This window comes from Rhodococcus sp. ACT016 (genome assembly GCF_050477185.1).
Lineage (GTDB): Bacteria > Actinomycetota > Actinomycetes > Mycobacteriales > Mycobacteriaceae > Prescottella.
In genome coordinates this window covers 47001-70843 of sequence record NZ_JBEAET010000001.1, presented here as the reverse complement: position 1 = coordinate 70843, position 23843 = coordinate 47001, and the positions used below count along the sequence as shown (strand labels likewise).

Genomic DNA, 23843 nt, shown 5'->3' with positions numbered 1-23843 from the left:
GAACCCACATGGAAGGGAGACCTCCATGACCACGGCAGATCAGGCTCGATTTCAGACGCTCACCGACGGACTCGAAAGAATCGCTCCGGCCGAGCACGACGTCCAGGATTCGCCCTACACGATCTCCAACGCGCAGTACGACATTCTGCGCCACGTCCTGCACGACGTCGGCGGCCAGCCGGCGCTCCCGGTCGAATACCTCGAGAAGCCGGAGGAAGCCTGGGAGATGAACACGTACATCACGTGTGAGTGTCTCGGCTGGCGTGGGGCGTGGAACTCGGAGATGCGCCGCCGCGCCGAGGTGGATCTGGGCGAGACCCAGTACTTCGGCTACCCCTACTACGCCCGGTGGATCACCGTGGCCGCCAAGGTGATGGTCGACAAGGGCCTCATCCCACTCGACGAGTTGTGCGACCGGATCGATCAGGTGCGGGCACGTCTCCAGGAGGAGCGGAAATGACCACCAAGTTCAAGGTCGGCGACCGGGTGGTCGTCAAGGACCAGACGAGCCTCTTCCACACGCGCACACAAGCTTACGTACGCAACCACGAGGGCATGGTCGTCGCGCTTCGTCCCGAGTGGGTGATTCCCGAGGACGAGGCGTTCGACAAGCTCGAGACCGGACGCAAGGAACCGTTCTACGTCGTCAGCTTCAAGCAGACCGACCTCTGGCCGCGCTACACGGGCTACGACATCGACACGCTCGAGACCGAATGCGCCGAGGGCTGGCTCCGGCCCGCCGGGACGAAAGAGTAGGCAGGAGGAGAAGTGAGCGATCCACACAGCCACGCGGGCAAGGACCCACACGCCCCCATCCAGGCTTCCGAGGAGATCAGCGAGTTCGAGGTACTCGAACTCGCCCTGCGGGAACTCGCGATCGAGAAGGGCCTCTTCTCGGCCGAGGACCACCGCCGCTTCTCCGAATGGGCCGAATCCATTGGCCCGTCCGGCGGATCCAAGCTGGTGGCAAAGGCCTGGACCGACCCCGAGTTCAAGAAGCGCCTGCTCGAGAACGGCACCGAGACGTGCAAGGAAGTGGGCATCGACTGGACCGACCCGACGGGCACCGGCACCCCCAGCGACTACACCTTCTTCTACGTCCTCGAGAACACGCCACAGGTACACAACGTGATCGTGTGCACGCTGTGCTCGTGCTACCCGCGGCCCGTCCTCGGCATGTCGCCGGACTGGTACCGGACACCGAACTACCGGCGACGCATGGTCCGCCGCCCCCGCGAGGTGCTCGCCGAGTTCGGCCTGCACTTTCCTTCCGATGTCGAAGTGCGGGTGCACGATTCGAACCAGAAGTCGCGGTTCATGGTGATGCCGATGCGCCCCGCGGGCACCGACGGGTGGACCGAGGAGCAACTCGCGAAGATCGTCACCCGCGACACCATGATCGGCGTGGCGCTGCCGTCCGCCGACTGGGACGCGTCCGAGGCTCCGTCCGCGGGAGGTGGCAGGTGACCACCGCACAGGGATACGAGGTCATCCTCGGCACACTGCCGCCGGGTGCCACGCGCGCCGGCGACCTCGACGACACCGACCGGAAGCCGGATCCCTGGGAGTCGGCGATGCAGGCCACGTGCGAGTGCCTGTCGTGGCGCGGATCGTGGGACAACCTCGAGCGCCGACACACCGAAGACGAACTGGGCGAGACGATCTACCGCGAGTTCCCCATCCACTCGCGGTCCGCGATCACCACCGCGCACACGTTCCTCGATCGCGGCGTCGTCACCCAGGAAGAATTACGCACGAAGATGGAACAGGTCCGGGCGAAGCTCGAACGCGCCTGACCGCGCGGCTCGGAAAGCTTCCGCCCCAACACGTTCGAGCACTCACCACACGAGGTGGCTACTCGAGCGAGGCGTCGAGCAGAATGTCGACGCCGGTGAGGGCCCTTGCCCATCGGGCAGGACTCCTTGGCGGTCTGGGCGACACGGGCGAACTCCGATGCGTCCAGGCCGCCAACCTGCGCGCGACCGACGAATGTCGTGTCGGTGCCTGCGGTCCGCCGGATCACAGATCGGCAGGCACGGCGGCCTCGTCGATGTCCCGATACCGCGCGAGCAGTTCCCGCTCCCCGTCGCGGTGCGGGTAGGCGAAGAAGACGAGCGCCGCACCGACGAGGACGATCGCGATCGCCGCACCGTATGCATGGGTGTCGCCCTGGAGAAAGGCTGCGCGCGCGGCAGTCTCGATCGCATTCGCGTACTCCGGGTACCGCTCCGCGACGTTCTCGGCGCCGGCGAACGACTTCTCCAGGGCGGCCTGCGTCTGTTGGTCGACGTCGCCGGACTCCGGGCTCGCGGCAATCGCGGCAGCGAACGACGCCGAGTACCCGGCGGTGAGCAGCGCACCGAGAATCGACTGCACGATGGCGCCACCGAGATCTCGTTGCAGGTCCGCGGTGCCCGACGCCATCCCGGCCCGCCACACCGGTACCGACCCGGTCAACGAGTGCGAGGCGGGCGTGCCGGCGAGTCCGACGCCCGCACCGAGCAGCATGTACCCGAGCGCTATCTTCCAGTACTGCGCGTCCTCCTTCCACAGCAGCAACGCCACCAGCAGTCCCAGCACGATCGCCGTGTACCCCAGCAGCAGGGTGAACCGCGCGCCGTGCGATTCGACCAACTTGGCCGACTGCGGCGCGACCACCACCATGACGGCCGCCGCGGGCAGGCCGGCGGCGCCGGCCGCCAGCGTGGAGTAGCCCAGCACGTTCTGCATGAACTGCTGACCGATGTACATCGTTCCCATCAGCGTCCCGAACACCACGATGCCCGCGACCGCCGCCACCCAGAAGATTCGCCGGCGGGCCACCCGGAGGTCGTACAACGGGTATCTCGCCCGCAGCTGCCGGATCGCGAACGCCACTCCCGCGGCGGCTGCGACCAGCAGCATCGACAACGCGGTCGCGCGCATTCCGGCGACCGGGGCGAAGTTGATGCCCAGCACCAGCGCCGCCACCAGGATCACCGACACGATCCCGCCGAGATGGTCCACCGGATCGGTCGACTCGTTGACGTGGCCGGGCACGAAGTACACGGCGAACCCCAGCGCGACCAGCGCCAGCGGCACGGTCACCAGGAACACCGAGCCCCACTCGAACGACTGCAACAGGGCACCGGACACGAGCGGACCGAGGGAGGAGATGCCGCCACCGATCGCGGACCACAGCGCGATCGCCCGCGTCCGGTCCGGCCCCGACCACAGCGCGGTGATCAGCGCGAGGGTGGTCGGGAAGGCCATCCCCGCCGCGACACCGCCGAGCAGTCGCGCGAGGATCAGCACCTCGACGCTCGGCGCGAACGCGGCGAGGATGCATGCCGGCAGGGACAACACCATGCCGAGCACCAGCATCATCTTGCGCCCGAACCGGTCACCGAGGGCCCCAAGGTAGAGCACCGAGCCCGCGAGCCCCACCGAGTATCCGACGGCGATCAGGTTCAGTTGCGTCTGGCTCGCGTCGAAGGCCTGACCGATGTCGGGCAGCGCGACGTTCGCGACCGCCAGGTTCAGGTTCGCCACGGAGGCGACCAGCACCAGAGCCGTGAGGACCAACGGAGCCCGGACGGGGCGTGTCCCGCCCCCAGCGAGTGTCATGCGGTCAGTCCACACCATCGGGGGCCGTCATACTGGCCGAACTGCCGACGCAATCGGACGGCCCCCGCGGCAGTGCGGTGATTACTCGAGCGCGGCGTCGAGCGTGATGTCGACACCGGTGAGGGCCTTGCTCACCGGGCAGGACTCCTTGGCCGCCTGGGCGGCACGGGCGAACCCCGCCGCATCCAGGCCGTCGACCTCGGCGTGGACGGTGAGCGCGATGCCGGTGAGCTTGAAGCCCTGGGTGTCCGGTCCTAGCGAGACGTCGGCACGGATGTCGAGGCTCTGCGGCGTCCCACCGGCCTCACCGATCAGCGCCGACAGTTGCATCGCGTAGCAGGACGAGTGCGCCGCCGCGATCAGTTCCTCTGGGCTGGTGAACCCGCCGGCGTCGTCGGCGGCCCGCTTCGGGAACGACACCTCGAACGTCGCTTTTCCCGAACTGGTGAGTTCGACCTGGCCCGAACCCTTTTCGAGAGTTCCGTTCCAAGCTGTGCGCGCTGTGCGTGTGGGCATCGCAGATCCTCTCTCGTCGATCGGCCTCTTCCGCAAACTACCCCTCCGGTGGGAGGCCATGGGGCTGCTCGGGAAGGCGCGAATCCGGAGGGAATCGCTCGGCTTCGCGGTGGGCCCGGCATTCTTCGCGCTCGGGGCCGGCCCAGGCTACGCGACTACCGGAACACCTGAGCCACCGTAGGCAGGCCGCGGACCGCCTCGACGACTACCGCCCGCGGCGACCGTCGGCATAGCGTGCTCGTCGTGACCACCGACAACGATCCGACCGCGGCGGCAGCCCGGACCGCGGCCGCCGCGCGCGCCGCCCACCGCCGCAGGCGTCGGGGACGCGGGCCGATCCTGGTCGGCATCGACGGTCCCGCAGGCGGCGGAAAGTCGACCCTCGCCGATCTGGTCGCCGCGGCGCTCGACGACGCACCGATCGTCCGGATGGACGATCTGTACCCGGGTTGGGACGGTCTCGCCGCGTCGGTGCCGCTCCTCGTCCGGTGTGTCCTCGCCCCCGCCGAGCGCGGCCGGATCCCACGCTATCGACGCTACGACTGGCATCGCGGCGCGTACACGGAGTGGCGTGCGGTTCGCCGCCACCGCTACCTGATCGTCGAGGGCGCCGGATCGACCTGCGCGGCCGCGCGCCGGTACTTCGCGGTCCGCGTGTTCGTCGACGCCACACCGGACGTGCGTATGCGTCGTGCCTTGCAGCGCGACGGCGACATGTTCCGGCCGCACTGGGACCGCTGGGCCCGGCAGGAGGCGGCGTTGTTCGGGCCGGACCGGACGCCGCGCGCCGCCCACATCGTGGTGACGACGGGGCCGACCGCTCCCCGCACCTGATCGGTCATCCCGACTCGGACGCCGGGCGCACGGCCTGGTGCCGTTCGACCATGCCCGACGCCCGGAGCCGGATCCCTTCGCGCAACTTCTCGGGCCCGAGAAGTTCGGCGTCGTCGCCGAGCATCCACAGGACACCCCCGGCGTGTGCGGCGTCACCGAACTCGACCTCGAGTGTGATCCACCCGTCCGCCTGCGTCTCCGACGCCGTGGAGAGCACCGAGCCGACGAGGTCGTCGCGCCGCTCGGCTCGCACCCGAACGGTCGCCGCCACGGACTCGTGCAGCGCGCGGAACGCGGACCGCCGCCGGTCCCAGACCCCGGCGAGGTCGACGACAGGGGCCCGCCGCGCCGGCTCGTCGAGCTCACGGACGTCCTGGATACGCGAGAGCCGGTGCGTGCGCTCCGCACCGCGGTGGGTTGCCACCAGATACCACCGACCGCCCGCATTGACGAGGCCGATTGGATCGACAGTGCGCCAGCATGATTCGCTGTCACGGCCGGCGTACCGGAGCCGGAGCCGACGACCCGCGAACACCACCTGCTGGATCAGGCCGAGATGCTCGTCGTGCGCCGGATCGGTGAACCAACCGCCCTGCCGTACGAGCACCCGTTCCGCGACTCGGGCGGCGGCCGTGCGGTGTGTGTCGGGCATGGCGGCCAGCACCTTCCGCATCGCGGACGCGAACGCGGGCGCCATCCCCAGCGCCGCCGGGGTGGCCGCGGCGCCGGCCGCGAGCAGCGCCTTCGCCTCCTCCACCGTCAGACCGGTGAGATCCGTGGTGAACCCCGGCAACAGAGCGAACCCGCCGTTCCGGCCACGTTCCGCGTAGACCGGGATCCCGGCCGCCGACAGCGCCTCGACGTCCCGCAGCACGGTGCGAGTGGACACCTCGAGTTCCCGCGCGAGGGCCGTTGCGGACATCCGTCCCCGGTTCCGCAGCAACAAGACCAGTGACAGCAGACGGTCGGCGCGCATCGCCTCATCCTCTCAGCAATACATGACACAAGATGTCGTGATTGGAGACGAGAGTGGGCGCGGTCCGCACACGTGCACTCGATCGAAAGGCCCACCGATGACCGACATCACCGACCCCCGCCCCCTCTATCGCGAAGCCCTGGCCTGGGTGACGTCCCTGATGGCCGAGGTGCGGCCGGACCAGCTGACCGATCCGACGCCGTGCGCCGAGTTCGACGTCGCGACACTCATGGGCCACCTGGTCGCCACCGTCGACCGGGCGCGCGTCATCGGGGAGGGCGGCGACCCGGCCACCGTGCCGCTGGTCAGGGACGACGTCGGCGACGATCCGGCGGGCGCGTACCGGATCGCCGCCGAGAAGATGTGGATCGTGTGGGGCGACGACGCGTTGCTCGACCTCACCGTCACCGCACCGTGGGGGCGTGTGCCCGGGCGTGCCGCGGTCTGGGCATACCTGAACGAGACGCTGGTGCACGGCTGGGATCTGGCCACCGCGACCGGGCAACCGGCCGAGGCCGATTCCGCGCTCGCCGAAGCGGCACTCGCGGTGGCCCGCCGCGCGATCCCCGCGAGCCCACGCGGCGGCCGCGTGCCGTTCAGCGCGGTGGTCGAGCCGGCCGAAGGCGCGGGACCCACGGAACGCCTTGCCAACTGGTCCGGCCGGTCCGGCAGCGACCGGCCCGCGATGCGCGCCTGACGAAACGACGACGCCCCGCACGCTTACTGCGTGCGGGGCGCCGTCGTTTCGGTATCGACTACTCGGCGGAGCCGGTCTCGGTCGTACCCGATCCCTCACCGGCCGTGCTCGCGAGAGCCTCGGCGGGCGAGTCCGGAACCTTGACGGGCTTCGGTGCGCCGCGGAACGTGAACTTCGCGTTCTCGCCGGCACCCTCGCCGTCCCAGCCCTCGACATCGACCAGAACGATCTGTCCCGGGCCCAGCTCGTTGAAGAGGATCTTCTCCGACAGCTGGTCCTCGATCTCGCGCTGGATGGTGCGACGCAGCGGGCGCGCACCGAGCACCGGATCGAAGCCGCGCTTCGCGAGCAGCGACTTGGCCTGCTCGGTCAGCTCGATGTCCATGTCCTTGTTCTTCAGCTGCGTCTCGACCCGGCCGATCATCAGGTCGACCATCTGGATGATCTCGGTCTGAGTCAGCTGGTGGAAGACGATGATGTCGTCGATGCGGTTGAGGAACTCTGGGCGGAAGTGCTTCTTCAGCTCGTCGTGGACCTTGAGCTTCATGCGCTCGTAGTTCGACTCGCTGCCCGTTCCGGCGGAGAAGCCCAGACCCACAGCCTTCGAGATGTCCGAGGTACCCAGGTTCGAGGTGAAGATCAGCACGGTGTTCTTGAAGTCGACCGTGCGGCCCTGACCATCGGTGAGACGGCCGTCCTCGAGGACCTGCAGGAGGGTGTTGTAGATCTCCTGGTGTGCCTTCTCGATCTCGTCGAACAGGACCACCGAGAACGGCTTGCGGCGCACCTTCTCGGTGAGCTGGCCGCCCTCTTCGTATCCGACGTAGCCCGGAGGGGCACCGAACAGACGCGACGCGGTGAACCGGTCGTGGAACTCGCCCATGTCGATCTGGATGAGCGCGTCGTCGTCGCCGAACAGGAAGTTCGCGAGCGCCTTGGACAGCTCGGTCTTACCGACACCGGACGGGCCGGCGAAGATGAACGAGCCGGACGGACGCTTCGGGTCCTTCAGGCCGGCACGGGTGCGGCGGATCGCCTTCGAGACCGCCTTGACGGCGTCCTCCTGGCCGATGATCCGCTTGTGCAGCTCCTCCTCCATACGGAGCAGACGCGTGGTCTCCTCCTCGGTGAGCTTGAAGACCGGGATACCGGTCCAGTTGCCCAGCACCTCGGCGATCTGCTCGTCGTCGACCTCGGCGATGACGTCCAGGTCACCCGAGCGCCACTGCTTCTCGCGCTCGGCGCGCTGCGCGACGAGCTGCTTCTCCTTGTCGCGCAGGTTCGCGGCCTTCTCGAAGTCCTGCGCGTCGATCGCGGACTCCTTCTCGCGGCGGGCGTCGGCGATCTTGTCGTCGAACTCGCGCAGGTCCGGCGGCGCGGTCATCCGGCGGATGCGCATCCGTGCGCCGGCCTCGTCGATGAGGTCGATGGCCTTGTCCGGCAGGAAGCGGTCGTTGATGTAGCGGTCGGCCAGGGTGGCCGCCGCGACCAGCGCACTGTCGGTGATCGAGACGCGGTGGTGCGCCTCGTAGCGGTCGCGCAGACCCTTGAGGATCTCGATGGTGTGCTCGACCGTCGGCTCGCCCACCTGCACCGGCTGGAAGCGGCGCTCCAGGGCGGCGTCCTTCTCGATGTACTTGCGGTACTCGTCGAGCGTGGTCGCGCCGATGGTCTGCAGCTCACCGCGGGCCAGCTTCGGCTTCAGGATCGACGCTGCGTCGATCGCGCCCTCGGCGGCACCCGCGCCGACGAGCGTGTGCAGCTCGTCGATGAACAGGATGATGTCGCCGCGGGTGTTGATCTCCTTGAGGACCTTCTTCAGGCGTTCCTCGAAGTCACCGCGGTAGCGGCTGCCGGCCACGAGAGAGCCCAGGTCAAGCGTGTACAGCTGCTTGTCCTTGAGGGTCTCCGGCACCTCGCCGTTGACGATGGCCTGCGCGAGGCCCTCGACCACGGCGGTCTTGCCGACGCCCGGCTCACCGATGAGGACCGGGTTGTTCTTGGTGCGGCGGCTCAGGACCTGCATGACGCGCTCGATCTCCTTCGAGCGGCCGATGACCGGGTCGAGCTTGCCTTCGAGGGCGGCCTGGGTGAGGTTGCGGCCGAACTGGTCGAGGACGAGCGAGGTCGACGGGGTGCCCGCCTCGCCGCGGCTGCCGCCGGCCTCGGCCGGCTCCTTGCCCTGGTAGCCCGACAGCAGCTGGATGACCTGCTGACGAACGCGGTTGAGGTCGGCACCGAGCTTCACGAGGACCTGGGCGGCGACGCCCTCGCCCTCGCGGATCAGTCCGAGCAGGATGTGCTCGGTACCGATGTAGTTGTGGCCGAGCTGCAGCGCCTCACGCAGGCTGAGCTCGAGGACCTTCTTGGCACGGGGAGTGAAGGGGATGTGACCGGACGGGGCTTGCTGACCCTGGCCGATGATCTCCTCGACCTGGCTGCGGACACCTTCGAGGGAGATACCCAGCGACTCCAACGACTTCGCCGCCACACCCTCACCCTCATGGATGAGGCCGAGCAGGATGTGTTCCGTGCCGATGTAGTTGTGGTTGAGCATCCTGGCTTCTTCTTGGGCCAGGACGACGACGCGCCGCGCGCGATCGGTGAACCTCTCGAACATCGCTCTCCCTCACATTTTCCGGCGGTCAGCTCCGAGACCTGGTGTCTCGTACCTTCCCGCCGCGTCTCGCTCCGGCACAACAGGCTGACGGCCTCCGGAACCGAAGGTTCCACGACCCCACTTCACACTCTAGTGGGCTGCCTTTCGACCTGCCGCTCCTCTGCCCGTCGAACACGCGGATCCGACCTGCATAAAGTTCTCAACGCCGCAGGTCGGGGAATCGTTTCCCGCGCGCTGTACGCCTGGAGCGAACATTCACGCCCGGACTCGCGGATCAGGGCTTGAACCAGGCTCGGTTACGCTGGCCCGCGCCTGGCGGTGGGACGTCACGGCATCGATGACTCGGCTCGGGGGGACTGTGTCCGAAACACCTGCACGACGGCGTTTTCTCTTTTCGCTGCTCAGGCTCGCCGCCACGATCGCCGTCGCGTACGGCGTGATTCTGCTTATCCCCCGGCTGGCCGCATCGGGGCCGGAGGCACCCGACTCGACCGACCTACGTTCGGCGCTGGCTCAGCCGACCAGGAGTGCATCGAACTCAGCGTGGCTTCGTGCAGCGCCTCGCACGAAACACCAGAATCCGGGACGCAGGCCACACTCACATCAGAGGCACTCGCCAAGCCGACGTTCGATGAAAATGCACCCCAGGTGAAGCCATCGACGCTGAGCACGCGCAGGATTGCACCCAGGACGGTTGCAGGATCCCCGATGCCAATCACTCTGGACTTCGACCCGTGCGGATTGCTGACGTCGGAAGAAGTCGCGGCGACGACGCGAGAACCGTTGGTGCCAGGCGTTGTCGCCCATGAAACCGGCGCTGGACCGACCGGATGCAACTGGGGAACCGAGGAGGGCTCCACCGCAGTCTCGTTGGCGCAGTTCGAGGCCGAGTCCCACATCGGCGAAGCAGCAGTCGTTGCCGACATCGACGGCCGCGAGGTGTTTCTGATGTTCGGCAATCAGGCGCACTGCCTGATGTACACCTACTTCTCCGACAACCAGAACGTGATGATGGATGTCAAGGCGCGCGTGGGCGACGGCCGCAGCCCCGACGACCTGTGCAACCAGTCGTTGAGCCTGCTGACCACCGACTGAACTGGGAGTAGTCGCGACGGCCCGTCGTCAACGCGTCAGATCCGACACCTTTTCCAGCGATCCCAGCTTGTGCGGATTGCGGATCGCGTAGATGCGGACGATCCTGCCGTCCTCGACTGCCAGGCTCACCGCGGTGGCCTCGCCACCGACGTCGATGCGGATTCCCGGCATGCCGTTGAGCCACGTCGTGGTCGTCACGAAGTCCGGGAGGCTCGCCGCCCGGGACAGGAACGCCGCGACCCTCTCGGCCCCGATGATCGGCCTCCGTGCTGCCGCCGCGAGGCCGCCGCCGTCGGCAATCGCCACCACGTCGGGGGCGAGCACCTCCACCAGCGCCTGGACGTCGCCGCTGGATACGGCGTCGAGGAACTTCTCGACGACCACCTGCTGCTGGTCTCGGTCGACGCGCATCCGTGGCCGCCGCGCACCGACGTGTTCGCGCGCCCGGTGCGCGATCTGCCTGACGGCGGCCGGGGTCTTGCCGACCACCTCGGCGATCTCCGGGTACGGCGTCTCGAACACCTCGTGCAGCACGAACACGGCCCGCTCGACCGGACCGAGTGTCTCCAGCACCGTGAGCATCGCAATCGACACGTTCTCGGCGAGCTCGACGTCGTCGGCCACATCGGGCGTGGTCAGCAGCGGCTCGGGCAGCCATTCCCCGACGTAATCCTCCCGGCGACGGGACACCGAACGCAGTCGGTTGAGTGCCTGTCGGGTCGCGATTCGGATCAGGTAGGCGCGCGGACTATGCACCTCGGACTGGTCGACCTCCGCCCACCGCAACCAGGTCTCCTGCACGACGTCCTCCGCGTCGGCTGCGGAGCCGAGCATCTCGTACGCGACCGTGAAGAGCAGGCTGCGGTGAGTGACGAACGGGTCGCCGGTCATGTCGTCGAGCGTACGGCGAGCGGCTTCAGGCCACACGACGCCGCGAAGCCTTGCGATTCGATGCCGAACGCGGTGTTGGTGCGGGTCATGAGGTTCGCCACCGCGATGAACGCGGTCAACTCCACCAGTGCTGCCGGGCCGAGCGCGTCGAGCAGCCGGGCCGACAGTTCGTCGGTGACGTCCGGCGGAGTTCGCGTCATCGCCTCGGCGTATTCCATGACGTCCCGCTCCAACGGAGTGAACACGTCGGACTCGCGCCAGCGGGGCACCTCGCGGGCCTTGGTCAGATCGAGTCCCTCGTTGTGCGCCTGGAAATAGCCGAAGTCCAGGCAGAAGCTGCAGCCGACGAGGCTGGCCACCGCCATGTGGGCGAACGACTTCAGGTTCTCGTCGCACTTGTCCCACTTCTGGACCTTCCGGCCGACGTTGAAGCTGAAGTTCAGCACCTTCCGGTTGTGCCACGTCACCTCGACCGGCTCGGCGACTTCACCGAGCATCTTGCGGGACATCCGCTTGACCACGGCGCCGTAGATGCCGGTCAGCTCGGCCTTCGGGATCCGGGTATTGCTGGTCATGATTCCTCCTTCGGTTACGTGCCCTCGGCATGAAGACACCGGCCGCGGAGGAAACGTGACAGCGGAACCGAAATTCGCCCGACGACTGCCGTCAGTCGACCGGGCTGGGAGCAGGAACCGGGGCGACCGCGTCGTCGACGTCGGGGGTTTCGCGCCGCGCGACCTCCGGCGCTGAGCGCTCGGGCCGCGGTCCGCTCGGAATGAACCGCAACAGCGTCCGATGCAGCGCCCATGCGATGGGGACGCTGAACGCGACGGTGACGACGAAGACGCCGACCATCGAGCCCTGGAACGTCCGGTAGCCGAGCATGTCGACGACGAACTCCATCACCACGAGGTGCACCAGGAAGATCTCGTAGGAGATCTCCCCCAGCCACACCATCGGCGCCGACGAGCACAGACGTCCGAGCGGCCCGGGCCGGTCGCCGATCACGAGCGGCGCCATCAGCGTCGTCGCGAACAGCAGGAAGAGCATCGACTTGGTCATCGCCTGCGTGGCGTCCAGCGGCACGATCGTCGCCTCCCCCGCCAACGGTGTGCACGCCAGCAACAGGAAGTACAGCGCCAACAGCCCCATGCCGTACGGGTTGCACCGCTTCAGCGTCGCCGACGCGAGCGCGATCAGCATCCCGCCCGCGAACCAGGCGATGAATCCCGGCAGCCACAGCCTGGCGGTGAACGAGATGTCGGTGTTGTGGGTGATCAGCGTCCACAGCGGCGTGATCGCAACGACCCCGAGCAGCGCGGCCGCCAGCCGCACCGGATGCCACTCGCGTCGGCAGACCACCACCACCAGGAACCACCCGAGCGCGGGCAGCAGGAGGTAGAACGTGGCCTCGACGGCCAGACTCCACATCTGGGTGAGCCCGTTGTGCAGGTGCCCGGGCCCGTAGATCTGGGTCAGCGTCATGTTCCGCACGAAACCGGACCAGCCCAGGCCCGTCTCCCCCGCGTCGTCGCGGAACAGGTAGATCACGTACACCGCGATGACGGTGATCCAGTAGGCCGGCAGGATGCGCCGCACCCGGTGCCACAGGTAGGTCGTGGTCGACGGCAACTCCCGCTGGCCCGCCGCGGCCCGCAGCCACGGCCGGAACAGCAGGAACCCGGACAGCACGAAGAACATCGCGACACCGATCTCGAGCCGCGAGACGGCGTCACCGGCGACGTCGGGCGTGTACCGCCCCGTCCAGAATGCGGCGTGCGCACCGACGACCAACAGCGCCGCGATCGCACGCAGGCCCGTCAGCGACCGGACGTAACCCTGCGTGCTCACGACCCCGCCCCCTGCACCGGCGCGACGGCACCGACCGGGCCGGCGCCCACGCACAATGCGAGACCGGGCGTCGCGGTCCGTACCCGCAGCGCGTCACCGGCACCGAACAACCGCACGAACGCCTGGTTGAGCCCCGCCTCGACGGGCACCGTCACGGTGTCGTCGCTGCGGTTCAGCCCCACCTCGATGGTGCCGTCGGCGCCGGCGAAGTAGTTGAGCTGCGCCGTCCACTCCCAGTCGATGAGCGGGCCGTCCAGCGGCAGTTCGACCGGCGCGCCCTCCACCCGGTATCCACACCCGGGTACCGGACCCTGCCCGATGTTGCGTGTCGGGGTGACCGCGGCGGGGACGAGCTTGCCGGAGTCGTCGAACAGTTGCAGATAGTTCGTGGAACGCGCGAACTCGGGACGCTCCCGCAGGGGCCCGAAGATGTGACTGGTCGTGTTGTGCGGGTAGGCGACCGGCAGCAGCACATAGATCGACACCGGCTGGTCCAGGAGCGGGGTGTTCCGGTTCGCGGCCAGCGCCACCCGCCCGTTCGCCAGGTAGTCGACGGTCGGGTTGTCGCGCCAGCGCGCCACGAACGTCGCCGTCGACCACAGGCTGCTCACGACGAACAGCGCCGCCAGCCCGACGACGAGCGGCGGGCGGGGGCTCGGCAGCCGCCGCACACCGGGACGCCGGGGCGCACGCACGATCAGCGCCCACCCGATCGCGATGACCACCGCGCTGTCGGCGACATACCGCAGGGTCTGAGCCAGTTCGTACGCCGTGTCCGGGCCGGACCGTGTGAGGACCATCGCGGCCTCCGAGACCGCGACGTACGCGACCATCGACACCCAGATGCCCGCGGTGCGCTGCCGGTATCGCAGCGACCACACGAGGGCCGCCGCGACGGCCAGCCATCCCAGCACCACCAGCACCATCGGCGGCGTCGCCCACGGCGGGCTCGGCGGCCACCGATCCCACGCCCACGGACCACCGAGGAGGGTCGGCACCAGCCCCAACGACGTGCCGTGATGTGCCAGCCCGGCGGTCTGCGTCGCCGACGGCGCCACCAGTCGTGAGTGCGTGAAATGCAGGTAGGCCGCCGCCCACACGGCCCCCACCGCGACGAGCGGAATCCATAGCGCGCGCCCCCGCACCAGCGCCGCGCGGATCGGACGTTCGATCCCGTCGACGCGGTACATGAGCGCGACGACCGCGAACGCGACGACCGGCACCAGGACGGACTTCTCGAAGAACGCGAGCGACAGCGCTGTCACGATCGTGCCCGACACCGCGAACCGGGTCCGTCCGGTCCGGCACAGCCGGATCGCGTCACCCGCGACCCACGCGAGACCGATCTGCATCGGCAACGAGTTCAGCCCCGCGGCCCACCACGCGAACGACGGCAACGTCAGCGGCGAGAACAGGTAGAACACCAGCGGCAGCAGCACCACCGGCCGGGTGCCCAGCAGCAACCGGAGCACCCGCAGCACCGCGAACGACGCGAGCGCCTGCCCCGCGATCAACGTCAGGGCCGGCACCGTCCAGTTCAGCGGCGCCACCGCCGTCGAGATCCACGCGACGAGGAACGCCGCCGGCATGAAATGCCCGTCGTGGTCGTAGAACAGGAACCCGCCCGACAGCGCCGGCGACTGGCCCGATCGGCTGATCAGGATCAGGTCGTCCCAGTAGAAGTCACCCGCGAACGCGACCGCACCCCGGACCACGAGTTGGACGGCGATGAGGGCCGCGGCTGCCAGCAGCACCTGCCGGGCCGAGAGCGGCCACCACCGGTTCCGGCTCTCGGACGCGCGGGACTCGACGGCGTCATCCACCCCTGCCTGCGGAACCGCTCCCACGCGCACACTCCTTTCTCCGGCAGCATCGCCGGAGCGGAACCTTACCCACGCAGATCAATACGTCTTCGAGGGTCCGCGAGGAGGCCGGTGGCTCGTCAGCCTCCCGCTTGCTCACGGTAGTTCGCGGCGCAACCGACCTGCACGACCAACTGCGCCGCGGTGCGAGCGACACGTACTGGTCGACATTGTCGGCGCCCCGAGAGGTTTGGCGGACCTCATTCCGCCGATTGCCGAAATGGGCCAGGACCGATCATCGAATGCACCGTAGGTGAGCGGGAAGACGCAATAACCGTCGTTCGGAAGCAAGAGGCGCGTAGGTGCCCCAATTGTCCTGGTGCCGCGTACCAGCACAACGGGATTCGGATGTCGATCGAACGGTTTACACGACCGGTCGTCCGATCTCGACGCAGACTCGCCCGGATTGTCCAATTCCAACGGGATTCCCGCAAGGAAGTCGAAGGCCATCGACCGGGTATCCTGCGCCGCCGCCGGCCCGACCGAACAACACCGCGACATTACCGAAAGCGCTGCTCCGGTAATGATTCGCCTCAGCCGCACATGCCGGACCCTAGCAGTCGATCTTTACACCTGGATCCGAAAGATCGGAAGACGTGCTCCGATCGCAATCAGTGAGCCTTGTTGTATGCCTCGGTGATTTCCGCGGAGATACGCCCACGAGAGGACACCGTGAAACCGTTCCGCCGCGCCCATTCCCGAATCGCCGCACTCTGCTCCCGGTCGACCGCTACGCGGGAGGACGCCGCCGCACCGGCCGACGCCTTACCACCACGACGACGATTCGTCACCTTACGCGCATGGGAAACCCACACCTCGAGCTGCTCACGCAACTTTGCGGCATTGTCGGACGACAGATCGATCTCGTACAGAACCCCATCCAGTCCGAACTCGACCGTTTCATCGGCAGTGGCATCCTGATCGACATCGTCGATGAGCGTTACAGTGACCTTCTTTGCCATGGGGTCAATTCCTTCCGAATGCCGCGTCGTCGCTCGGACGCGAGGCGTCCCAGCCGGTAACTCGAAAGCAATAGTACCCCCGAATCACCGATATCGAAGACTCGTCAATAGCGGGGAATTGAAAACTCCCGGTCAGCGCGAGGGTCGGACAATTGGGAACAAGATGGTTTCCCGGATTCCCAATCCCGTGAGAGCCATGAGCAGGCGATCGATTCCCATACCCGTTCCGGTCGTCGGCGGCATACCCTGCTCCATCGCGGCCAGGAACTCCTCGTCGAGAACCATGGCCTCGTCGTCACCGGCCGACGCCAAACGCGCCTGATCGACGAAACGCTCGCGCTGGATGATCGGATCGACCAACTCGGAATATCCCGTCGCGAGTTCGAATCCGCGAACATAGAGATCCCACTTCTCCGTCACACCCGGCAGGCTGCGGTGCTGACGCGTGAGCGGCGACGTCTCGACCGGGAAGTTCCGAACGAACGTCGGCTCGTGCAGCTGATCACCGCACTGGTGCTCCCACAGCTCCTCGACGAGCTTGCCATGGCCGTATCCCTTGTCCTTCGGGACCTCGAGACCCACCTGCTCGGCCAGCGCCAGCAGTTCGTCGACGGTGGTGTCCGGGGTGACCTCGACGCCGATCGCGGCGGACAGCGACGGATACATCTCCATCGTCTTCCACTCACCGCTGAGGTCGTATTCGGTGCCGTCGGCGAGCGTGACGACCTGCGTGCCGAAGGCCGCCTGCGCGACCTCCTGGATCAGCTCGCGGGTCATCTTGGCCGAGTCGTCGTACGTGCCGTAAGCCTCGTACGTCTCGAGCATCGCGAACTCCGGCGAGTGCGTCGAGTCGACACCCTCGTTGCGGAAGTTGCGGTTGATCTCGAAGACCTTCTCGATGCCGCCGACCACGCAGCGCTTGAGGAACAACTCCGGCGCGATGCGCAAGTACAGGTCGATGTCGAGCGCGTTCGAGTGCGTCACGAACGGCCGCGCCGCCGCGCCACCGTGGAGCGTCTGCAGCATCGGGGTCTCGACCTCGAGGAAGCCCCGGCGCTCGAGCGCGTTACGCAGCTCGCGCACGACGGCGACGCGCTTGCGCGCCATGTCGCGGGCCTCGGGCCGGATGATCAGGTCCGCGTAGCGCTGACGCACGCGGGACTCCTCGCTCATCTCCTTGTGTGCGACCGGCATCGGACGCAGCGACTTCGCCGCCATCTGCCATGCGTCGGCCATGACGCTGAGCTCACCGCGACGCGAGCTGATCACCTCGCCGTGGACGAACACGAAGTCGCCCAGGTCGACGTCGGACTTCCACGCCGCGAGCGCGTCCTCGCCGACGTTCGCCAGGCTCAGCATCGCCTGCAGCTGCGTGCCGTCGCCCTCCTGCAGCGTCGCGAAGCACAACTTGCCGGTGTTGCGGACGAAGATGACACGGCCGACCACGCCGACGATGTCGCCGGTGCTCGCGTCCGGCTCCAGGTCGGGGTACTTGGCGCGGATCTCCGCCAGCGAATGAGTGCGCGGAACCGACACCGGGTACGGCTCCTGACCCTGCGCGAGCAGACGCTCCCGCTTCTCGCGGCGGATCCGGAGCTGCTCGGGGGTGTCGTCGACGGGCTGGGCTGGTGCTTCACTCACGGGGTACAAGACTATAGGGCGGCATTCTCCGAGCGTGGCGCCGGTATCACGGCAGCGCCCGCAACCCCCGTCCGGGCACGATCCCGGAGCGCGCGGACGGTTTCGTCTCGGCCCGCCGCGGCCACCTCCGCAACGCTGCCGTTGGCCGAATGTCACACGCGTTCAGCCGAACTGAACCGATGTGACATTCGGTCACCGGACCCAGCGGGGCGAACGGTCAGTGTGCGGAGACCGTCGCCAGCTCGCGGGTGCAGTGCCGCTGCCCCATCAGGGCGCCCAGCAGACCGGCCGCCTTGATCGCCTTGTAGCCGCCGACCAGATCGGTGACCTTGTTCAGCCCGAGCTGCCGCAGCGACGCCGCCGCCAGGCTCGACGTGTAGCCCTCCGAGCACACGATCACCCACTCGACGTCGTGGTCGACGGCAAGCGCCAGGTGCGCGCTGCTGGTGGGGTCGAGCCGCCACTCGAGGACGTTGCGCTCGATCGCCAGCGCGCCGGGCAGCGTGCCCTCGAGCGCGCGCTGGGCCTGCGGGCGGATGTCCACGAAGATCGCGCCGCGGCGGTGCGCCTCGACAAGTTCGAAGACGGTCATCCGGTCGATCCGGGAACGGGCGTCGTCGAGCATTTCGTCGATGGTCACTTGCGGCCCCCTTCGGGCAGGTCGGTCAGCTCGGTGCGGGTGCGGCGGAGCGCGCCCTGCTCGGTGACCTCGTAGTAGGACATTGCGGTGAGCGGCGGCGAGTACGCGTGCACGCTGAGAGTGGGTTCGGTGGTGGCGGTGACGGGCCCCGGCGCACGCATCACGTCGTGCACCCAGCCGAGCCCGAACGCGGCCTGGTCGCCGGCCTCGAGCGTCCGACGACGGAGCTCGCCGCCGGTCCAGCGGTACTCCGCGAGGCTGCCGCTGAGCACCGTCAGTGCGCCCAAAGATCCTGCGTGGTCATGTAATTCGGTCGACCGGTCCGGCACCCAGCTGATCAACCACACGTCGAGGTCGTCGTCGGAATGCAGGCGCGTGGACCAGCGGTCGCCGGCCGGGAAGGCCGACGGCAGCAGGTGATCGTGGCGACCCTCGAGGACCTCCGCGGCACCCTGATCGGTGATACGCAGCAGGTCGGCGGGGCGCAGCCGGGTCGGCAGTGAGCCGAGGTCGGACATGGACGTACGAACGTCAAAAGAATATGCAGAAAGCATGAGCAAAGCTCCAGGAAAGTGAAATTGGTCGAGGCGGCGGTCAGCCTCGACAACACTCCTGGGCGCTCATGCAACGGAACATGTCGAACAGTGTGACACAACATCCGTGTCGGCGGAACCCCTCGGACCCCCGACGGGAGAGTGACGCCGATTACGACGGGTCAGATCTCGGTGTGGCGCGCACCCCGACGCGCGAGGTTGCGCTCGTACACCAACCGCAGGCCCTCGAGCGTCAGATCCGGTTCGTGGTGCTCGACGGTCTCGCACTCCGGCATGATCAGCGGCGCACTGTCTCCGGTCGCGATCACCGCGACGTCGGCGCCGCCGAATGCCGTGAGCTCCTGCCGAACTCGCCTGACCAAGCCGTCGACCAGGCCGGCGAAACCGAACACGGCACCGGACTGCATGCACTCGACGGTGTTCTTGCCGACCACCGACCGCGGCCGCACCAACTCGACCTTGCGGAGCGCGGCCGACTGCAACGCCAGCGCGTCGGTCGAGATCTCGAGACCGGGAGCGATTGCGCCGCCGAGGAACTCGCCCTTCGCGGACACGACGTCGACACACGTCGACGTACCGAAGTCGACGATGATGCAGGCGCCGTCGTAGAAGTGGTGTGCCGCAAGGCTGTTGACGATACGGTCCGCGCCGACTTCCTTCGGATTGTCCACCAACAGCGGAACCCCGGTACGCACCCCCGGTTCCACCACGACGTGCGGCACGTGACCCCAGTACCGGGTCAGCATCACGCGGATCTCCCGCAGCACCGACGGGACCGTCGACAGCGCCGAGACACCGGTGATCTGATCGACGTGGGCACCGAGGAGTCCACGGAACTTCAGCGCCAGCTCGTCGGCGGTCATCCGCGCGTCGGTGCGCATTCTCCAGTCCTGCACCAACTTCGAGTGCGAACCGGTGCCTGTGAAGAGTCCCAGAACGATGTTGGTGTTCCGGACGTCGACGGTGAGCAGCACGGTCCTACACCAGACTGGAGAGCATCCGCGGCGTGATCAGGCCGGAACCCTCGGGCGCATGCGCCGGGTCCGAACCGAGCTCGACCGGCTTGTTCGCGCCGTCGACGAACACGACGCGCGGCGCGTACTCGCGGATCTCCTGCTCGTTCATCACGCCGTAGGCGATGAGGATCACCAGGTCGCCCGGCTTGACCAGATGTGCTGCAGCACCGTTGATCCCGATGACACCTGAGCCACGCTCGCCGGTGATCACGTACGTCTCGAGGCGGGCGCCGTTGTCGATGTCGACGATCGTCACCTGCTCACCCTCGAGCAGGTCGGCCGCCTCCATCAGATCCTGGTCGACGGTCACCGAACCCACGTAGTGCAGGTCGGCATGGGTGACCGTGGCCCGGTGGATCTTCGACTTCATCATGGTGCGCAGCATGTTCGGCCCTTCGGTTCTCGGTGGTTCAGGAGGTCAGTAGACGTCTGCGACGGCGGGATCGCCTGCCTGCGTGTCGCGTTCGAGGAAGCCGGTGCCGACCGCGACACCGACGTTGTCGATCAGGCGGGTGGAGCCGATCCGGGCCGCGACGAGGAGTCGGCCGTCGCCCCGCTCGGGGGCCGGGCCGAGATCCACACCTCGGACCTCGAGGTAGTCCACCGCGATCTCGGGGACGGCGGCGAGGACCTCGCGGGCGGTCGCGAGGATCGCGTCCGCGCCGCCGGCAGCGGAATGCGCGCCGGCGACGAGCGCGGCGGACAGCGTCGTGGCCAGCTGTCGCTGGTCGGGGTCCAGGTAGCGGTTCCGCGACGACAGCGCCAGCCCGTCCTGCTCGCGGACGGTCGGCACGCCGACGATCCGCACATCGAAGTTGAGGTCGCGCACCATCTGCCGGATGAGCGCGAGCTGCTGGTAGTCCTTCTCACCGAAGAACGCGGCGTTGGGGGCGGCGATCTGCAGCAGCTTCGTGACGACGGTGAGCATGCCCGCGAAGTGCGTCGGCCGGCTCTCGCCCTCGAGTTCGGCGCCGAGCGGACCGGGCTGCACGGTGGTGCGCGGCCCGTCCGGGTACATCGCAGCCGGAGTCGGGGCGAAGACCAGCTCGACGCCCTCGGCGCGCAGCAACTCGAGATCGGAGTCGAGAGTGCGGGGGTACGCGTCGAGATCCTCGTTCGCGCCGAACTGCAGCGGGTTGACGAAGATCGACACGATGACGACCGCACCCGTCAGCTTCGCCTGACGCACCAGCTCCACGTGCCCGGCGTGCAGGGCGCCCATGGTGGGCACGAGCGCGACCTGGCGTCCGACGCCGCGCAGCGCCTTCGACACCCGCGTCAGGATCGCGGGGTCGTGGTGCACGGTCAGTTCGCCGCGCTTGAATCCGCCCTGCAGCGCAGAAGCTTCGGTCACAGTGCTCACCTTCGGTCCTCGAGTACTTCCATCAGTTCCGGCTTCGACCCCGTCCGCTGCGCGGTCCGCAACGACAGGGCCCGGTATCCGGCGGCCAGCTGCGGATCGACGTCGTCGAGCACCTCGAGGTGCTTGGCGACCGCAGCGGCGTCGCCGCGTGCGACGGGCCCGGTGAGCGCGGATTGCCCGCGCCGCAGGGCGTTGTCGAGCGCCGCCGACAGCAGCGGACGCAACACCCGCTCCGGCAGCCCGTTGGGGTCGTCGCCGACGAGTTCCTGCCCCATCAGTTCCTGGCCCTCGAGCGCCACCCGCAGCGCCTCGACCGCGTCGACGACCAGCGTCACCAGGTGATTGCTGCCGTGCGCGAGGGCCGCGTGGTAGAGCGGGCGGACGTCCTCACGGACCCGCACCGGCTCGCCGCCGATCTCCAGCACGAGGGACTGGCCGATCGCGTAGCCGATGTCGTCGGCGGCGGTGATCCCGAAGCAGGCGTCGGACAGTCGGGCGGTGTCCTCGTCGTGACCGGTGAAGGTCATCGCGGGGTGGATCGCGAGGGGGATGATGCCCTGCACGGTGAGCGGTTCGAGGATGCCGATGCCGTTGGCGCCGGACGTGTGGACGACGATCGTGCCGGGACGTACCGCCCCGGTGGCGGCCAGGCCCTTGATCAGGCCGGCGAGTTCGTCGTCGGGGACGGCGAGGATCAACAGTTCGGCGCGGGCCACGACGTCGGGCACCGGGAGAATCTCGGTGTCCGGAAGGCGGGTCTCGGCGCGGCGGATGGATGCGTCGGAAACCGCGGAGCATGCGACAACGACATGGCCGACCCGCTCGAGTGCGGCACCGATAGCTGTTCCGACCCGGCCTGCCGAGACGAGTCCGACCGTCAATCGTGCAGGCGTGGGGCCGTTAGTGATCCCGAAGGAGGCCACTTTCGTCCTCTCGTTCGTTCCAGTCCCGCTCGGCGGGTACCAGACGTCCTGCGGAGAGAATAGCGCCGCGCGAAGTTACGCCGCCACGGGCCGTCGACGTGATCTAGCACTCATTCGACGGCAGCGGCCCGCGCGACCACCGGTTTTCTACTCGGCGCGGCGGCGCCGGCGCGGCCCTCCGTCGCCCGCGCCCGCGGACTCGAGGTTCGCCATGATCTCGGCGACCGACAGCCCGTTCGAGTGTGCACCGCCGGCATCTTCGGCGTCCTCGGCCAGCCGGCGCGAACGACGCGATCCGGGACGCGCGTCGGCGGCCTCCGCGCCCTCGGGCTGCGGCTGCTCGTCCGGCTCGTCCGTTTCCACCGGCGACTCGGGCGCCGTGTCCTTCGCGGCCTTCGCAGGCGCGACCTCGGCCACGGGCACCGACTCCTTCGCGGGCGCCGACGCCTTCGCACGGTCCGCTTCCTTCGCAGGCACCGGCACCGTGGGCACCGGCTTCGTAGGCGCAGACTTCGTAGCCACCGGCTTCGTCGGCACCGGCTTCGCGGCCACCGGCTTCGCGGCCACCGGCTTCGTCGGCACCGGTTCCGCGGCCATCGCGGCTTCGACCGCCTCGACGTCGATCGGCGGAATCACCGTCGTCTCCGCCGTGACCGGGTCGTCGTACGGGGTGGCGAAGCCCGGCCCCTGCGGGGCCGGCTGCCGCGGCTGATCGCGAGAGGGCGTCTGCGAACCCGGAACGAACAGCCCCGACGCGGCCGGTTGGTAGGCGCCGGCCAGCTCCTGCACCCGCGTCGACTCGGCCCGCAACGCGACCCGATCCTCCGGGAGACGTCCGTCGAAGAGCACCTCGAGGTTCCTCCGCAGTGCGGCGAGCTCGTCGCGCAGCGCCTTGATGGTCTCGGCCTCGGCGCCCAGCTCACCGCGCACCCGAGCCTCGACGCCCAGCTCATACTCGCGACGAGCCGTGATCTCGCGTTCGAGCTGCAGCTCGTACACCTTCTGCAGGTCCCGGACCTTCGCCTTGTCCAGGGCCGACTCGCGGCGGTACTTCGTCATCGCGATGGCGCCCAGCGTCGCGGCCCACAGTGCGATCACCAATCCCACGCGGAGCAGTTGGACACTCTCACTGAAGATCAAGAGGAGCGAAGCAGCAACGGCAAGGACCACCAGCCCGGCCACGATCATCTGGCTCGCACTCCGGCGGTTGCGGCGTACAGACTTGGTGCGACCCGGAACCGTCATGCAGATCAGCGTAACCGGACTCTCAGGGAAGCCGCCCCAGACACAACGGCGTGAACAATCCGGTTTGCCCGATTACTCAACTCAGTGCGCAGGCTGGTCCGGCGGCTCGTCGGGAGTCCGGCAACAATGCTCGAGCCACAGCGCCGCCGCCGCCAACAAGATCGCGGCAACCAGCCCGACAATCGCGCCCGGACTGTCCGACACTGCCGCACTGAGCTGCGAGCGCTGCGGCCACAGGAAAACGAGGAATCCCGCCCACACGCCCGCGCTCGCCGCACCGACCAGCGCCGACGCCTTCGCGAGAGCGGCTGCGCGGGCGGCCGTGATCGGATGCAACTGCTTCGACCCCGGGCCGATCGCATGGTCCCGGACCCGCGCGCGGATCACGAACGCCAACACCGTCTCGATCAGCGCGACCGGGTACAGCGACGCCCCGGCATAGACCGGGATCGGGGGCAGCGAACCGTACGAGACACGGACCAGCAACCAGGTAGCTACCGCGGCAACGAGTGCCAGCGACAACAAATCCCAGATCCGCGTCGGCTTCATCA

Annotated in this window: 25 protein-coding genes; 7 read left to right on the top strand and 18 right to left on the bottom strand. The window is 68.3% G+C overall.

Annotated elements, in window-relative coordinates:
• Nucleotides 1–25 precede the first annotated feature (25 nt).
• From ACQ5DX_RS00350 to ACQ5DX_RS00335, 4 genes are read left to right on the top strand one after another with little or no spacing between them, the layout of a single operon-like run.
• A complete protein-coding gene (locus ACQ5DX_RS00350; protein WP_430330718.1) occupies nucleotides 26–460 on the top strand; it encodes a hypothetical protein in 435 nt (144 codons plus the stop codon).
• Nucleotides 457–756 carry an SH3-like domain-containing protein gene (locus ACQ5DX_RS00345; protein WP_430330717.1) on the top strand — a complete coding sequence of 100 codons (300 nt, stop codon included), beginning with the start codon at nucleotides 457–459 and terminating at the stop codon, nucleotides 754–756. The genes ACQ5DX_RS00350 and ACQ5DX_RS00345 overlap by 4 nt, the downstream gene beginning before the upstream one ends.
• 12 nt (nucleotides 757–768) lie before the next feature.
• The gene (gene scnC / locus ACQ5DX_RS00340) at nucleotides 769–1467 is read left to right on the top strand and encodes a thiocyanate hydrolase subunit gamma (RefSeq protein WP_430330716.1); all 699 of its coding nucleotides are present in this window, start codon (nucleotides 769–771) and stop codon (nucleotides 1465–1467) included.
• Entirely contained in the window at nucleotides 1464–1796 is a 333-nt protein-coding gene (locus ACQ5DX_RS00335) for a ScnB (protein ID WP_430330715.1), read from the top strand. Before scnC ends, ACQ5DX_RS00335 begins: the two co-directional genes overlap by 4 nt.
• Nucleotides 1797–2019: 223 nt before the next feature.
• On the opposite strand, the gene ACQ5DX_RS00330 is transcribed toward ACQ5DX_RS00335, so the two are convergent.
• Both ACQ5DX_RS00330 and ACQ5DX_RS00325 read right to left on the bottom strand, forming a co-directional pair.
• A complete protein-coding gene (locus ACQ5DX_RS00330; protein WP_430330714.1) occupies nucleotides 2020–3606 on the bottom strand; it encodes an MFS transporter in 1587 nt (528 codons plus the stop codon).
• Nucleotides 3607–3687: 81 nt separating this feature from the next.
• On the bottom strand, nucleotides 3688–4122 hold the full coding sequence (locus ACQ5DX_RS00325) for an OsmC family peroxiredoxin (RefSeq protein ID WP_430330713.1): 435 nt from the start codon (nucleotides 4120–4122) through the stop codon (nucleotides 3688–3690).
• A 243-nt stretch (nucleotides 4123–4365) separates the two neighbouring features.
• Between ACQ5DX_RS00325 and ACQ5DX_RS00320 the strand changes: the two genes are divergently transcribed.
• Nucleotides 4366–4956: a hypothetical protein gene (locus ACQ5DX_RS00320; RefSeq protein WP_430330712.1), complete on the top strand. Its 591-nt coding sequence runs from the start codon at nucleotides 4366–4368 to the stop codon at nucleotides 4954–4956.
• Between the two features lie 4 nt (nucleotides 4957–4960).
• On the opposite strand, the gene ACQ5DX_RS00315 is transcribed toward ACQ5DX_RS00320, so the two are convergent.
• Nucleotides 4961–5932, bottom strand: coding sequence for a helix-turn-helix transcriptional regulator (locus ACQ5DX_RS00315; protein ID WP_430330711.1), 972 nt, complete (start codon nucleotides 5930–5932; stop codon nucleotides 4961–4963).
• A 97-nt stretch (nucleotides 5933–6029) separates the two neighbouring features.
• Here ACQ5DX_RS00315 and ACQ5DX_RS00310 point away from each other — a divergent pair, with 97 nt between their 5' ends.
• Nucleotides 6030–6629 carry a TIGR03086 family metal-binding protein gene (locus tag ACQ5DX_RS00310; protein WP_430330710.1) on the top strand — a complete coding sequence of 200 codons (600 nt, stop codon included), beginning with the start codon at nucleotides 6030–6032 and terminating at the stop codon, nucleotides 6627–6629.
• A 58-nt stretch (nucleotides 6630–6687) separates the two neighbouring features.
• Here the strand turns inward: ACQ5DX_RS00310 and ACQ5DX_RS00305 are convergent, their stop codons facing one another.
• Nucleotides 6688–9249: an ATP-dependent Clp protease ATP-binding subunit gene (locus tag ACQ5DX_RS00305; protein WP_430330709.1), complete on the bottom strand. Its 2562-nt coding sequence runs from the start codon at nucleotides 9247–9249 to the stop codon at nucleotides 6688–6690.
• 543 nt (nucleotides 9250–9792) lie between these two features.
• Here ACQ5DX_RS00305 and ACQ5DX_RS00300 point away from each other — a divergent pair.
• Nucleotides 9793–10344, top strand: coding sequence for a hypothetical protein (locus ACQ5DX_RS00300; RefSeq protein ID WP_430330708.1), 552 nt, complete (start codon nucleotides 9793–9795; stop codon nucleotides 10342–10344).
• Nucleotides 10345–10371: 27 nt separating this feature from the next.
• Here ACQ5DX_RS00300 and ACQ5DX_RS00295 read toward each other — a convergent pair whose 3' ends face one another.
• The 14 genes from ACQ5DX_RS00295 to ACQ5DX_RS00230 all read right to left on the bottom strand — a co-directional run bounded on the left by ACQ5DX_RS00295 (nucleotide 10372) and on the right by ACQ5DX_RS00230 (nucleotide 23841).
• Nucleotides 10372–11235, bottom strand: a complete 864-nt coding sequence (locus ACQ5DX_RS00295; RefSeq protein WP_430330707.1) for an RNA polymerase sigma-70 factor — start codon at nucleotides 11233–11235, stop codon at nucleotides 10372–10374.
• Nucleotides 11232–11810: a carboxymuconolactone decarboxylase family protein gene (locus ACQ5DX_RS00290; protein WP_430330706.1), complete on the bottom strand. Its 579-nt coding sequence runs from the start codon at nucleotides 11808–11810 to the stop codon at nucleotides 11232–11234. The genes ACQ5DX_RS00295 and ACQ5DX_RS00290 overlap by 4 nt, the downstream gene beginning before the upstream one ends.
• A gap of 91 nt (nucleotides 11811–11901) precedes the next feature.
• Nucleotides 11902–13086, bottom strand: a complete 1185-nt coding sequence (locus ACQ5DX_RS00285; RefSeq protein ID WP_430330705.1) for an acyltransferase family protein — start codon at nucleotides 13084–13086, stop codon at nucleotides 11902–11904.
• A complete protein-coding gene (locus tag ACQ5DX_RS00280; protein ID WP_430330704.1) occupies nucleotides 13083–14933 on the bottom strand; it encodes a hypothetical protein in 1851 nt (616 codons plus the stop codon). Before ACQ5DX_RS00280 ends, ACQ5DX_RS00285 begins: the two co-directional genes overlap by 4 nt.
• Before the next feature lie 626 nt (nucleotides 14934–15559).
• Entirely contained in the window at nucleotides 15560–15910 is a 351-nt protein-coding gene (locus tag ACQ5DX_RS00275; RefSeq protein ID WP_430330703.1) for a histone-like nucleoid-structuring protein Lsr2, read from the bottom strand.
• A gap of 132 nt (nucleotides 15911–16042) precedes the next feature.
• On the bottom strand, nucleotides 16043–17551 hold the full coding sequence (gene lysS, locus ACQ5DX_RS00270) for a lysine--tRNA ligase (protein ID WP_430330702.1): 1509 nt from the start codon (nucleotides 17549–17551) through the stop codon (nucleotides 16043–16045).
• 217 nt (nucleotides 17552–17768) lie between these two features.
• Complete coding sequence (locus ACQ5DX_RS00265) at nucleotides 17769–18191, bottom strand: rhodanese-like domain-containing protein (protein WP_430330701.1); 423 nt, start codon at nucleotides 18189–18191, stop codon at nucleotides 17769–17771.
• A complete protein-coding gene (locus ACQ5DX_RS00260) occupies nucleotides 18188–18709 on the bottom strand; it encodes a cysteine dioxygenase (protein WP_430330700.1) in 522 nt (173 codons plus the stop codon). Before ACQ5DX_RS00260 ends, ACQ5DX_RS00265 begins: the two co-directional genes overlap by 4 nt.
• Nucleotides 18710–18906: 197 nt before the next feature.
• Nucleotides 18907–19719, bottom strand: coding sequence for a type III pantothenate kinase (locus ACQ5DX_RS00255; RefSeq protein ID WP_430330699.1), 813 nt, complete (start codon nucleotides 19717–19719; stop codon nucleotides 18907–18909).
• A 4-nt stretch (nucleotides 19720–19723) separates the two neighbouring features.
• Entirely contained in the window at nucleotides 19724–20146 is a 423-nt protein-coding gene (panD, locus tag ACQ5DX_RS00250) for an aspartate 1-decarboxylase (RefSeq protein ID WP_430330698.1), read from the bottom strand.
• 33 nt (nucleotides 20147–20179) lie between these two features.
• Nucleotides 20180–21124 (bottom strand): pantoate--beta-alanine ligase, encoded by a 945-nt coding sequence (gene panC, locus ACQ5DX_RS00245; protein WP_430330697.1) that lies wholly within the window; start codon nucleotides 21122–21124, stop codon nucleotides 20180–20182.
• Nucleotides 21121–22047, bottom strand: coding sequence for a Rossmann-like and DUF2520 domain-containing protein (locus ACQ5DX_RS00240; protein WP_430330696.1), 927 nt, complete (start codon nucleotides 22045–22047; stop codon nucleotides 21121–21123). The genes panC and ACQ5DX_RS00240 overlap by 4 nt, the downstream gene beginning before the upstream one ends.
• Before the next feature lie 147 nt (nucleotides 22048–22194).
• Nucleotides 22195–23292: a DUF6779 domain-containing protein gene (locus ACQ5DX_RS00235; RefSeq protein WP_430330695.1), complete on the bottom strand. Its 1098-nt coding sequence runs from the start codon at nucleotides 23290–23292 to the stop codon at nucleotides 22195–22197.
• An 81-nt stretch (nucleotides 23293–23373) separates the two neighbouring features.
• Nucleotides 23374–23841 (bottom strand): DUF3180 domain-containing protein, encoded by a 468-nt coding sequence (locus ACQ5DX_RS00230; protein ID WP_430330694.1) that lies wholly within the window; start codon nucleotides 23839–23841, stop codon nucleotides 23374–23376.
• Nucleotides 23842–23843: the final 2 nt, after the last annotated feature.